Raw genomic sequence first — 12,397 nt, 5'->3', positions numbered from 1 at the left:
AGTTGTTTGAATATGGGATCGTTCGTAAGAAATAAAAAAGATGCATGGATTCCGCTTGTTCTGATTAACCCGATCAACTTAGTAGACAATCGGGACTAGAAGTCAGAAAAAGCACAAATAAACATGCATCTTCAAATAGGTACACTTAAATAAATGCGCCTATCTATATCTTCTCCCATCCGGACTTTAACCGTCGGCTCTGGATTTACACCAGATCAGTCCAAGCTGCAAGCAGCTGGAGTCGCGGGCTTAGTTTAATGAAACATCACCGCCGGTCAGGAATTACACCTGCCCCGAAGATCCATATTCTATTTTCATTTCGATAGTTCATATCATAGCTCACCCATCAGAATTCGTCCAGTAAAAAGTTTTGCCATTTTATTATTCAGAGAAACGGGTATTAATGCTTTATAGAGTATGTGAGTGTCAGAGATTGGCTACAATAAATGGGGTACGAACGTTCGCTTTTTTGTGTGTATTTAATGTAGTTATGATATACTTAGCATGTGATCATATGTTCGATTAGGAGGCTGGCTTGTGGAACAGAAAGAATTTGAACTTGTTTCTGATTATGAACCTCAGGGTGATCAGCCAGAAGCAATTAAAACGATTGTTGAGAAGTTAAATAATGGTGAAAAGTTTCAAACGTTGCTTGGCGCAACAGGTACCGGTAAGACATTCACCATGTCAAATGTGATTAAGCAAGTGAATAAGCCAACGTTAATTATGGCTCATAATAAAACACTTGCTGGTCAGTTATATAGTGAGTTCAAGGAATTTTTCCCGAATAACGCTGTGGAGTATTTTGTTAGTTATTATGATTATTATCAGCCGGAAGCATATGTACCGAGTTCTGATACGTTTATAGAGAAGGATGCAAGTATTAATGATGAAATTGATAAGCTTAGACACTCTGCAACAAGCTCATTGTTCGAACGTAACGATGTGATCATTGTCGCGAGTGTCTCGTGTATTTATGGTTTAGGTTCTCCGACGGAGTATAGAGACCTTGTTTTGTCCCTGCGAGTAGGGATGGAGCTTGATCGAAACGAACTTTTACGGAAACTGGTTGACATTCAATATGACCGAAACGATATTAACTTTACTCGTGGTACATTCCGTGTGCGTGGAGATGTGGTAGAAATTTTCCCAGCTTCCCGTGATGAGCAATGTATTCGTGTTGAGCTTTTTGGAGATGAAATTGACCGAATTACAGAAGTTGATGCTCTTACAGGAGAAGTTAGAGGCGAGCGAAAACATGTAGCGATCTTCCCTGCATCTCACTTCGTTACGCGTGAGGAAAAATTAAAGCGCGCTATGGCAAACATTGAAGCAGAGCTTGAGGAACAGCTTAAGAACATGCAAGAAGAAGGAAAACTGCTTGAAGCCCAACGCTTGGAGCAACGGACTAGGTATGATTTAGAAATGATGGCTGAAATGGGCTTTTGCTCAGGGATTGAGAACTATTCACGTCATTTGACATTAAGAGAAGCCGGTGCTACACCATATACATTGATGGATTTCCTTCCCGATGACTACTTATTAATTATGGATGAGTCCCACGTAACACTGCCGCAGGTTCGCGGAATGTTTAATGGAGATAAAGCACGTAAAGAAATCTTAGTGAATCATGGATTCCGTTTACCATCTGCTTTAGATAACCGACCATTACGATTTGAAGAGTTTGAAGAAAAGGTGAATCAGGTTGTCTACGTTTCAGCAACTCCGGGCCCTTATGAGCTTGAAAAAACACCTGATATGGTTCAACAAATTATTAGACCAACTGGATTACTTGATCCAACGATTGATGTACGTCCAATAGAAGGTCAGATTGATGACCTTGTTGGTGAAATTCATGACCGCATGGCTCGCGATGAGCGTGTATTAGTCACAACCTTAACAAAAAAGATGTCTGAAGACTTAACAGATTACCTGAAGGAGCTTGGTATTAAGGTAAGATATCTTCATTCTGAAATAAAAACACTTGAACGGATTGAAATCTTAAGGCAGCTTCGTTTAGGTACATTTGACGTACTGGTTGGGATTAACTTACTCCGTGAAGGTCTTGATATACCTGAGGTTTCACTTGTAGCCATTCTTGATGCTGATAAGGAAGGCTTCTTAAGAGCGGAACGATCGCTTATTCAAACAATCGGACGTGCTGCTCGTAACTCGAATGGACACGTCATTATGTACGCAAACAAAATTACTAATTCGATGAGAGTGGCCTTAGATGAAACTCAGCGTAGACGAACGATACAGAAGGCATTTAATGAGGAGCACGGAATTACGCCTCAAACAATTAAAAAGAAAGTGCCTGAGGTCATTCAAGCAACGTACGCTGCGGAGGATACAGAGGATTACGCTGCATCAGCTGCTCCTAAAACAAAGCTAAGCAAACAAGAGAAGGCTGCGATGATCGAGCGTCTTGAAGCTGAAATGAAACAAGCAGCAAAAGATCTTAATTTCGAACGAGCGGCAGAATTACGAGATATCGTGATTCAAATGAAAGCGGAAGGGTGAGCACATGGCACAGGAAAATATCATTGTAAAAGGAGCTCGTTCCAATAACTTAAAAGATATTGATGTGACAATTCCACGTGATAAGCTTGTTGTTTTAACAGGATTATCTGGTTCAGGGAAATCGTCACTTGCTTTTGATACGATTTACGCAGAAGGACAGAGACGATATGTTGAGTCTCTGTCTGCGTATGCGAGACAATTCTTAGGTCAAATGGACAAACCAGATGTTGATTCAATTGATGGGTTATCTCCGGCCATTTCTATCGACCAGAAAACAACAAGCCGTAATCCGCGATCAACGGTTGGGACAGTAACCGAGATTTATGATTATCTTCGCTTATTGTATGCGCGTATCGGTCGACCATATTGCCCTGATCACGGCATTGAAATCTCCTCACAAACGATTCAAGAAATGGTAGATCGTCTATTAGGGTTTCCTGAACGCACAAAAATGCAAATTCTAGCTCCACTTGTATCTGGTCGGAAAGGAACACATGTAAAGGTTCTTGATGATTTAAAAAAGCAAGGCTATGTGCGTGTTCGAATTGATGGTGAGATGCATGAGGTTGCAGAAGGGATTGAACTGGAGAAGAACAAAAAACATACAATTGAAGTGGTCATTGACCGTGTTGTCATTAAAGAAGGAATTAATAGCCGTCTAGCCGACTCGTTAGAAACGGCACTCCAGCTTGCTGATGGACGAGTACTTGTTGATGTAATTGATGGAGAAGAAATCTTATTTAGTCAACATTATGCATGTCCGATCTGTGGGTTTTCAATTCCAGAGCTTGAGCCTCGCTTGTTTTCATTTAACAGTCCTTATGGTGCGTGTGGGAGTTGTGATGGTTTAGGCACAAAGCTTGAGGTAGATGTGGATTTAGTGATCCCTGATCCATCTAGAACATTAAGAGAGCATGCCATTGCCCCTTGGGAACCTATAAGCTCTCAATATTACCCGCAGTTGCTTGAGGCGGTATGTGACCACTTTGGTATTGATATGGACACTCCTGTTGAAAAGCTACCTGCTGCCCAAATGGATAAGATTCTTAAAGGAAGTGGAAAGGAAAAAATCTTTTTCCACTATGAAAATGATTTTGGGCGCGTTCGTGAGGGGACCATTGAGTTTGAAGGTGTTCTAAAGAACATCTCACGTCGTTATCATGAGACAAGCTCTGATTACATTCGTGAGCAAATGGAAGGCTATATGCGTCAGAAGCCTTGTCCTACTTGTAAAGGCTATCGATTAAAGAAAGAAGCATTAGCAGTTAAGGTAAATGAGAAGCATATTGGAGAAGTAACGAAAATGTCCATAAAGGATGCTCAACACTTTATTACGCATTTAGACCTTACACCAAAGGAAAAATCAATCGGTGCGTTAATCTTAAAAGAAATTTATGATCGAGCTGAGTTTCTCATTAATGTAGGACTTGATTATCTAACCTTTTCACGAGCCGCTGGAACACTTTCTGGTGGGGAAGCACAGCGTATTCGTTTAGCGACTCAAATTGGTTCATCATTGATGGGGGTTCTGTATATTCTCGATGAACCATCCATTGGTCTTCATCAACGAGATAATGATCGGTTAATTCGAGCTCTTGAGCAAATGCGTGATTTAGGTAACACTCTAATTGTCGTTGAACATGACGAAGACACAATGATTGCTGCGGATTACATCATAGATGTCGGCCCAGGTGCCGGAGTACACGGTGGAACCATTACGGCTGCCGGGACACCTAATGAAATTATGGCAGATGAAGGATCGCTTACTGGACAATATCTATCTGGTAAAAAGTTTATCCCTGTTCCAGAGAAGCGCAGAGAGTTAACAGGCCGCAAATTCACTGTGAAAAATGCAACGGAGAATAACTTGAAAAATGTGACAGTTGGCTTCCCACTCGGTGTGTTTGCTGCGGTCACAGGTGTATCGGGATCAGGAAAAAGTACATTGGTTAATGAAATTGTGCATAAGTCACTTGCTCACTCTATCCATCGTGCCAAGGAAAAGCCGGGTGCCCATAAAGAAATTACGGGTATTGAAGAAATAGATAAAGTCATCGATATCGACCAATCAGCCATTGGCCGGACACCGCGCTCTAATCCAGCCACATACACTGGTGTATTTGATGATATTCGCGACGTATTTGCCATGACGAATGAAGCAAAAGTACGTGGGTACAAAAAAGGTCGTTTTAGTTTTAATGTCAAAGGTGGACGCTGCGAAGCATGCCGTGGAGACGGAATTATTCGGATTGAAATGCATTTTCTTCCGGATGTATACGTTCCGTGTGAGGTTTGTGATGGGAAACGATACAACCGAGAGACACTTGAAATTACGTATAAAGGAAAAACGATTGCAGACGTTCTTGAGATGACGGTGGAAGAAGGCCTAGAATTTTTCACGAACATTCCTAAAATAAAACGTAAGATTCAAACCTTAGTTGATGTAGGGCTCGGTTATATCCGACTTGGTCAGCCGGCGACAACCATTTCAGGTGGAGAAGCACAACGTGTAAAATTAGCTTCTCAGCTTCATAAAAGAGCGACTGGACGCACGCTATATATTTTAGACGAACCAACCACTGGTTTGCACACTGAGGATATTGGACATCTCTTGCATGTGCTGCAGCGTTTGGTAGACAATGGAGATACGGTTCTAGTGATTGAGCACAATCTTGATGTGATTAAAACCGTTGACCACATTATTGATCTTGGTCCTGAAGGTGGAGATAAAGGTGGAACGATTGTTGCAGAGGGAACCCCTGAAGAGGTTGCAGCTGTAAAGAAATCTTACACCGGTCAATACTTAGATCCAATCTTAAAACGGGACAAAGAAAGAATGCGCGTTAGACTTGAGCAAAAAGAATTACAACAACAATCTTAATTTCTTGAAACATTTCTGTCCGAAGCCTCGTATAGACTAGTAAGAATAACTAAATGTACCTGGAGGAGTGAAAGCATGGAAGAGAAGAAAATGATCCTGAAGATGATCGAGGATGGTAAGGTAACTGCTGAAGAGGGAATTAAGTTACTTCAAGCGATTGAAAAGGACGACTCAACATCAAGCTCCACTCAACTTTCTACAGAAGTGAACTGGGAAAAAGGAAATGAATCACGAGAAAATAAGACTAAGTCTGATGCAGGCTCGTATGCGACCAAGTTCACAGACTTTGTTGAAACAGCTTTTAAGAAAATAAAAGAAGCTGACTTTGATTTTAATTTTGGTTCTCATGTTGTTGTTGATCATACGTTTCATCACCGAGACGAAACCCCAGAAGTCATTGATGTTTCACTTGAAAATGGTGCAATCACACTGATTCCATGGGAAGAATCAGATATTCGAGTAGAATGCCAAGCTCATGTCTATCGAGTCAAGGATTCAGAAGAGGCACGACGGATTTTCCTTCAAGAGACTGCTTTTGCTGTGGAAGATAAAAAACTTACATTCCACTCTAAAGTGAAGTCACTTAAAGTAAAAACAACGATCTATGTACCTAAATCAAGCTATGATCGTGTGAAACTATACAGTTTTAACGGCGAAATTGCTGCCTCGCATTTAGAGGTGGATACTCTTGATGTAAACACCTTAAATGGCGCATTATCATTTGAAGGTGTGAAAGCGAAAAAAGCAAACGTTGAAACGGTGAATGGAAGCATCCAATTAAAAGATTCAACGATTCACCTTGTCGATGCGAAAACACTAAATGGTACTGTGTTTGTAGGTGGTAAAATTCAAGATGCTGATATCGAAGCGATTAATGGAACTTTAACGTATGAGCTTGAATCGCTGGATGAGGCAGGCTTTGCCGAACTGAAAACAACAACTGGAACGATCCATATTCATGTTCCGTCAACGATTCGTCTTGAAGGCAAGTTTAAAACAAATGTTGGTGGAGTCTCAAATGCAATGGCTGACTCAGAAGTGTTAGAGGAGAAAAAGGACTTTGCTAACCGCTCCTTACACTTCGTTGGAAACCCAAGTGCTTCTCCGCGCGTGAAGGTGAGTGCTGTTTCAAATACTGGCTCTATTAAAGCAAAAGATTTAGACTAAAAGAAAGCATAGGGTCTGCCAGGACAACTGGCAGACCGCTTTTAAATAGGAGGCATGAAGAATGAAAAAGTTATATCGATCACAAAATGATCGGAAACTAGCTGGGGTCTGTGGAGGAATTGCTGAACAATATAATTTCGATGTTTCCCTTTTACGTATTATATGGGCATTGCTTGTATTTTTCACGTCAGGAACAGCGCTTTTAATTTATATTATTATGGCTCTAGTTGTGCCAAATGAAGAGGAAATGTTCGATGATTAAATTTATTGTAAGTTTGATTTTAAATGCGTTTGTGCTACTTCTAATTGATTTCTTATTTGATGGCATCACATTAACAGGATACGGCGCTGCCTTTGTGGCTAGTTTAGTTTTAGCACTATTAAATGTAACCGTTCGACCAATCTTAATTTTGTTTACATTACCAGCGACCATCCTGACGTTAGGATTGTTTCTGCTTGTTATTAATGGGATCACGCTTTACTTGGCCTCATGGTTTATGGGCGATGCCTTTGTGATCAACGGATTTGGATTAGCTTTACTCGCTTCCTTGATCTTAACGATTTTTCAAACACTGCTTATTAACCCAATTAAATCTGCACATTCGTAATCGTAACGACGAGTTATCCAATCATTTGGCTGACTCGTCGTTTTTCTTTGGTGGTTTCTTGAATGTTTTTAGTCAAAACGTGCTAAAATGGGTGAGTACATACGTGTGTAGAATGAAGCTTCTGAAGGGGTTGGACAGGAATGGCAAAAGTGACTGCGAATGATCTATTAGAAAAGTTTCAATTTGAGTTAGTAGCCGGAGAAGAAGGGATCTATCGCCCAATTACAACGAGTGATATCTCTCGTCCTGGTATTGAGATGGCCGGTTTTTTTACATATTATCCAGCACGAAGACTTCAATTAATTGGTCGAACAGAATTGTCCTTTTTTAAACAACTAAGTGATCAAGAGAAAAAAGAGCGTATGTTAAAGCTATGTACATACGATACGCCAGGCGTCATTCTTTCAAGAGGGCTGGAAGCGCCTAAAGAATTAGTAGAGGCGGCTGAAGAGGTGGGAGTTCCCGTTCTTCGCTCAACACATACGACGACGCAATTAAGTAGTAGATTGACTAACTTCCTTGAGGGTAGGCTTGCTCCGTTAACAGCAATGCATGGTGTATTGGTCGATATTTATGGGATTGGCGTTTTGATTACAGGTAGTAGTGGAGTCGGTAAAAGTGAAACAGCTCTTGACTTAGTCCGACGTGGTCACCGCCTTGTGGCTGACGATTCCGTTGAAATTAGACAACAGAATGAGGATACGTTAATTGGACATCCTCCGGAATTGATTCGTCATTTGCTTGAAATACGTGGTCTCGGTATTATTAATGTGATGACGCTGTTTGGAGCAGGAGCCGTTCGTCCATTTAAACGAATTAGCCTGTGTATTAATCTTGAAAACTGGGATCAAGGAAAAGCGTATGATCGCTTGGGACTAGACGAGGAAACGCTTAAGATCTTTGATGCGGAAATTCCTAAACTGACGGTTCCGGTTCGCCCAGGACGTAACTTGGCCGTTATCATTGAAGTAGCTGCCATGAACTTTAGGCTGAAGCGCTTAGGGTTTAATGCGGCACAGGAATTCTCAGAGCGATTAACAGAAGTGATACAAGATGGAGACCGCGATGAATACTAATCAATCTACGTGGTTAAATGAGGTGTAAAGATGGATGAAAACATACAAGCATTAAATCGAGTTTTTTTAGAGCTAGGGCCTATCACTATTTATTGGTATGGCGTAATTATTGGGCTAGGCGTTTTACTCGGATACATTCTGGCATCTAGGGAGAGTGTAAGAAGAGGTCTACCTAAAGACATCTTTGCAGATCTCTTATTGTTTGCTTTACCAATAGCGATTATCTCCGCACGTATTTACTACGTGATTTTCCGGTGGGATCAGTTTGCTGATGATCCTATTCGAGTGTTCTACATCTGGGAGGGTGGGATCGCGATCCACGGAGCATTAATTGGCTCAGTCATTACGGCCATTGTATTTGCTCGTAAGCGAGGCGTTTCCTTCTGGAAGCTTGCAGATGTGGCAGCACCAAGTATTTTGCTCGGACAAGCGATTGGCCGTTGGGGTAACTTTATGAACCAAGAGGTATACGGCGGAGAAGTTAGTAGAGCCTTTTTAGAAAATCTACATCTGCCAACGTTTATTATTGATCAAATGTACATTAATGGTACCTATTATCACCCGACGTTTTTATACGAATCCATTTTAAGCTTTATTGGGGTAGCCCTTCTATTATGGCTTCGCCGTGTTAATCTGCGTTTAGGTGAGCTGTTCTTGATCTATGTGATCTGGTATTCGATCGCACGATTCTTCATTGAAGGCATTCGCTTAGACTACCTTCTAATTGGAGATGTTCTAAGAGTGGCGCAATTGATTTCAGTTATACTTGTCGTAGGTGCAATAGCGCTTATTGTTTACCGTCGCTTCGTTGTTCGTCCGCCTGGTTATCTTGACGAGGATAAGCCAGCGAAGAAGAATAAGAAGAAGTAGGAAGGAAGATTAGATGAAGAAAACGACATTGTTGTTTGATTTAGATGGGACTCTTATTAATACAAATGAATTAATTATTGCATCATTTTTGCATACATTAGAACACTATCGGCCAAACGAGTATACGCGTGAAACGGTTCTCCCTTTTATCGGACCAACTCTTCAAGATACATTCCAATCAATTGATGCCGAACGCTGGGAAGAGATGGTTGAAACGTATCGGACTCACAACCATAAGCATCATGATGAGCTTGTCGAAGAGTATCCGGGAGTGTATGAAGGTCTCCAAAAGCTGCATGAACAAGGGTTTAAAATGGCGATTGTCACAACAAAGAAAAATCAAACGGCTCATATGGGGCTAAAGCTTAAAGGGATTGATGGCTTTTTTGATGTTGTGGTTGGACTAGATGATGTGACAAAAGCCAAACCAGATCCAGAACCTCTAATGAAAGCTCTTGAGGCACTTGGGTCAACACCTGAAGAGGCCATTATGGTTGGAGACAATTCTCATGACATTTTGGGAGGTCGAAATGCAGGTGTAACCACGGCTGCAGTTGGATGGGCCATTAAGGGAGAAGAGTACCTTAAATCATTTAACCCCGACTACATCTTACACACCATGGATGACTTATTGGATATTGTTGGAGTGACACAGTCGTGAGTCGGAAAACGGAACGTTATCCAGTTCCGTCGGCTAACTCTTTATGGCATATCTACAAAACGGTTCCTTTTTTAAAGGTCATGAAGAATTTTATCGTGATACAGCTCGCTCGGTACACACCTTGGCTAGGCATGAAAAATTGGCTATACCGCCATGGTCTTCGAATGAAGGTTGGTGAGGAAACAGCTGTTGCGTTAATGGTGATGATGGATGTGATGTTTCCTGAGAAAATATCCATCGGTCGTAATTCGGTGATTGGATACAATACGACATTGCTTGCTCATGAATACTTAATTAAGGAATATCGATTAGGTGAGGTTAAGATCGGTGATGAAGTGATGATTGGAGCAAACAGCACCATTCTACCTGGAGTCACGATCGGTGATGGAGCGATTGTGTCAGCATGTACGCTCGTTCATCGTGATGTTGAACCGTACACCTTTGTAGGGGGAAACCCCATGCAAATAATTAGAAAGCTTCCTAGACCTGAGGGTAAAGTAAAATAATATTGAGCCTGGGACATAGCTCAAAATAAACGAGGGAATGGCGAATGATTCAACGAGAATCATTCGCCATTCGTGTTTTTGCGAAACGAGCGAAAGGAGAACCTGAGACTCCTACGGAACAGAACGTGGTGAAGACACTTTAGCGGCGTTTTTCCGCGAAAGGGGCTGAGGCCGTTCCCGTGGAAAGCGAAGGATTCTCCTGTAGCGGATATACTGCTATGTTCGTGTTTTCGTGAGTGATTTACTGTTATGTACCAGTCTCTTTTATATGTGTCAGATTGTCAAAAAATCGCCAGTAATAAAGGATTTCTCCTACTACATCAAGAACTAGTGATGAACCTTAGTTTTGTTTGAGGGGGGATGAAACGGATGCTCACAATGAAAGAAGTAATGGAATTAGACATCTTAAAGACATCTGCTGTAAAAACGGCGTATCCATCTCTTCAGGAGCGTGTTGTTGAATGGGTTTCCATAACGGAAGCGCCTGTTGAACATTTTGTGCGTAAAAATGAAATGGTCTTAACAACGGGAATTGGGTACGCGCAGGAGCCAGAGCGGTTTTATGAGTTTGTTCAAGATGTGATTCAGTCGGGGGCATCAGGTCTTGGTGTCGCTACAGGCAGATACATTATGGATATTGATCCGTTCTGTCTTGAACTAGCTGAAGAGCACGATTTTCCGATTATCTGTCTGCCTTGGGAAGTACGGTTCGCTGATGTCACACAATCGATTACAACGAAAATGATGGATGTAAAAAAAGGATACATGGAAGAATTACAGACAATTGGACAAGAGCTTTTATCTATTGTTTTAGGTGGAGGCACGCTTGCACAATTGACTCAGTATGTACGCGATGAGCTTCACTTATCGACATACATTACTGATCCTGATGGAGAGTTAATGGGTCCCATTGCATTAGACATTGAAGATCCATTAAACTGGGTTACCTTAATCAAAAAACAAGCAGATTCGCTTGCACAACCAATTCCCGGAAATCTTGATCATCCCCTTTTAACAAAAGTTGAAACCGGATCTACAGCTTTGGGTACGTTTATACGACTCCCCATCTCACAAGGCAAACAAGTCCCTCAAGGCTATGTGTATATGATACTCGATCACAATCCAACGTCTGTTCCCGATACATTTTTAATCGTACTGGAGCACATAGGCACAGCTGCAGCCTTTTGGTTTTTACGAGAAAATGCGGTTCTAGAAGCTCAAGCAAAAGTGAAAAATCATTTTGTATGGGAGCTTGCAAAAGATTTAATTCGTTCAGATGAAGAAATGCAGAGTCGTGCAAAAGTATTGGGATATTATCTTGATTTACCGTATGTAGCGATTGTTGGTTACCCTGATATCACACATTCCTTTTTCGAAAATCACTCTCAGGATGCATGGGCAGTTAGTCTGGAGCATTACGTTGAAAAAGAGGTGAATCTTGTAGCAAGGTCGATTCATCATCAAACGATGTCTACCTTTCAAAACAATGAGTTGATTATCTTTTTAGAAGTAACAGAAGATGCTGAACGAGAAACCGTCCACAATTTCTTAGATTTAATAAGCCGTCGACTGATTAATCTTTTTCCAAGTATGGTTATGGATTGGGGCATTGGTGAGGGAGGAGGCTCCTTATCTTCTTTTTCACAAAGCTATGAACAAGCCTTTCAAGCCTTACAGATTGGTAAACGAAGAAACGATCAATCTCGTCGAGTCTTTTATTCAGATACTCGTGTGGATCGAGTATTGAAGGCAATGGGAGATGATCCAGAGCTTTATGAAGTTGTTCTTGAAGTCGTTACCCCCTTACACCGGTATGACCTCAAGCGCAATATGGACTTAATAGGAACCTTTACTACGTATCATCGAAATCAAAGTAAAATCAGTCAAACCGCACGTGCCCTGCATTTGCACAGGCAATCACTGTTGTATCGGTTACGAAAAATTGAATCTCTAACCCAATTGTCTCTAGCCAATCCAGATGATATCTTTTTATTGGAGCTTAGTATTCGTATTTGGCAAATGCAAAAAAGGGACAGACTTTAATGAAAGATTTTCTTTCATAAAACTGCATGTAAACGTTCTTTTGGTTTATTTGACTACAAGTA

Annotated in this window: 10 protein-coding genes and 1 riboswitch; all 10 genes read left to right on the top strand. The window is 41.3% G+C overall.

From position 1 onward, the window contains the following. Nucleotides 1–163 precede the first annotated feature (163 nt). A riboswitch (FMN riboswitch) is annotated at nucleotides 164–305 on the bottom strand. Nucleotides 306–537: 232 nt separating this feature from the next. Next, complete coding sequence (gene uvrB / locus NSQ54_15895) at nucleotides 538–2,523, top strand: excinuclease ABC subunit UvrB (GenBank protein ID WYP25787.1); 1,986 nt, start codon at nucleotides 538–540, stop codon at nucleotides 2,521–2,523. Nucleotides 2,524–2,527: 4 nt separating this feature from the next. Continuing rightward, a complete protein-coding gene (gene uvrA / locus NSQ54_15890; protein WYP25786.1) occupies nucleotides 2,528–5,404 on the top strand; it encodes an excinuclease ABC subunit UvrA in 2,877 nt (958 codons plus the stop codon). Between the two features lie 75 nt (nucleotides 5,405–5,479). After that, nucleotides 5,480–6,571 (top strand): DUF4097 domain-containing protein, encoded by a 1,092-nt coding sequence (locus tag NSQ54_15885; GenBank protein ID WYP25785.1) that lies wholly within the window; start codon nucleotides 5,480–5,482, stop codon nucleotides 6,569–6,571. 61 nt (nucleotides 6,572–6,632) lie between these two features. Next, complete coding sequence (locus NSQ54_15880) at nucleotides 6,633–6,833, top strand: PspC domain-containing protein (GenBank protein WYP25784.1); 201 nt, start codon at nucleotides 6,633–6,635, stop codon at nucleotides 6,831–6,833. Further along, the gene (locus NSQ54_15875) at nucleotides 6,826–7,179 is read left to right on the top strand and encodes a phage holin family protein (GenBank protein WYP25783.1); all 354 of its coding nucleotides are present in this window, start codon (nucleotides 6,826–6,828) and stop codon (nucleotides 7,177–7,179) included. The genes NSQ54_15880 and NSQ54_15875 overlap by 8 nt, the downstream gene beginning before the upstream one ends. A gap of 140 nt (nucleotides 7,180–7,319) precedes the next feature. After that, nucleotides 7,320–8,255 carry an HPr(Ser) kinase/phosphatase gene (hprK, locus tag NSQ54_15870; protein ID WYP25782.1) on the top strand — a complete coding sequence of 312 codons (936 nt, stop codon included), beginning with the start codon at nucleotides 7,320–7,322 and terminating at the stop codon, nucleotides 8,253–8,255. Nucleotides 8,256–8,285: 30 nt separating this feature from the next. Then, a complete protein-coding gene (gene lgt, locus NSQ54_15865; GenBank protein ID WYP25781.1) occupies nucleotides 8,286–9,125 on the top strand; it encodes a prolipoprotein diacylglyceryl transferase in 840 nt (279 codons plus the stop codon). 13 nt (nucleotides 9,126–9,138) lie between these two features. Further along, on the top strand, nucleotides 9,139–9,786 hold the full coding sequence (gene ppaX, locus NSQ54_15860; GenBank protein ID WYP25780.1) for a pyrophosphatase PpaX: 648 nt from the start codon (nucleotides 9,139–9,141) through the stop codon (nucleotides 9,784–9,786). Continuing rightward, on the top strand, nucleotides 9,783–10,292 hold the full coding sequence (locus NSQ54_15855; GenBank protein ID WYP25779.1) for an acyltransferase: 510 nt from the start codon (nucleotides 9,783–9,785) through the stop codon (nucleotides 10,290–10,292). The genes ppaX and NSQ54_15855 overlap by 4 nt, the downstream gene beginning before the upstream one ends. 369 nt (nucleotides 10,293–10,661) lie before the next feature. Further along, complete coding sequence (locus tag NSQ54_15850; GenBank protein WYP25778.1) at nucleotides 10,662–12,335, top strand: PucR family transcriptional regulator ligand-binding domain-containing protein; 1,674 nt, start codon at nucleotides 10,662–10,664, stop codon at nucleotides 12,333–12,335. The last annotated feature ends 62 nt before the right edge of the window (nucleotides 12,336–12,397 follow it).

The sequence above is a fragment of the Alkalihalobacillus sp. FSL W8-0930 genome, assembly GCA_037965595.1.
Taxonomy (GTDB): Bacteria; Bacillota; Bacilli; order Bacillales; family Bacillaceae_D; genus Alkalicoccobacillus.
The sequence above is the reverse complement of the archived record's forward strand: the minus strand, read 5'-3'. Positions and strand labels throughout refer to the sequence as shown.

Excerpts from the sequence above, each read along its gene's own strand:
- uvrA (WYP25786.1), top strand. The coding sequence starts at position 2,528 with ATGGCACAGGAAAATATCATTGTAAAAGGAGCTCGTTCCAATAACTTA.
- NSQ54_15885 (WYP25785.1), top strand. The coding sequence starts at position 5,480 with ATGGAAGAGAAGAAAATGATCCTGAAGATGATCGAGGATGGTAAGGTA.
- NSQ54_15880 (WYP25784.1), top strand. The coding sequence starts at position 6,633 with ATGAAAAAGTTATATCGATCACAAAATGATCGGAAACTAGCTGGGGTC.
- NSQ54_15875 (WYP25783.1), top strand. The coding sequence starts at position 6,826 with ATGATTAAATTTATTGTAAGTTTGATTTTAAATGCGTTTGTGCTACTT.
- hprK (WYP25782.1), top strand. The coding sequence starts at position 7,320 with ATGGCAAAAGTGACTGCGAATGATCTATTAGAAAAGTTTCAATTTGAG.
- lgt (WYP25781.1), top strand. The coding sequence starts at position 8,286 with ATGGATGAAAACATACAAGCATTAAATCGAGTTTTTTTAGAGCTAGGG.
- ppaX (WYP25780.1), top strand. The coding sequence starts at position 9,139 with ATGAAGAAAACGACATTGTTGTTTGATTTAGATGGGACTCTTATTAAT.
- NSQ54_15850 (WYP25778.1), top strand. The coding sequence starts at position 10,662 with ATGCTCACAATGAAAGAAGTAATGGAATTAGACATCTTAAAGACATCT.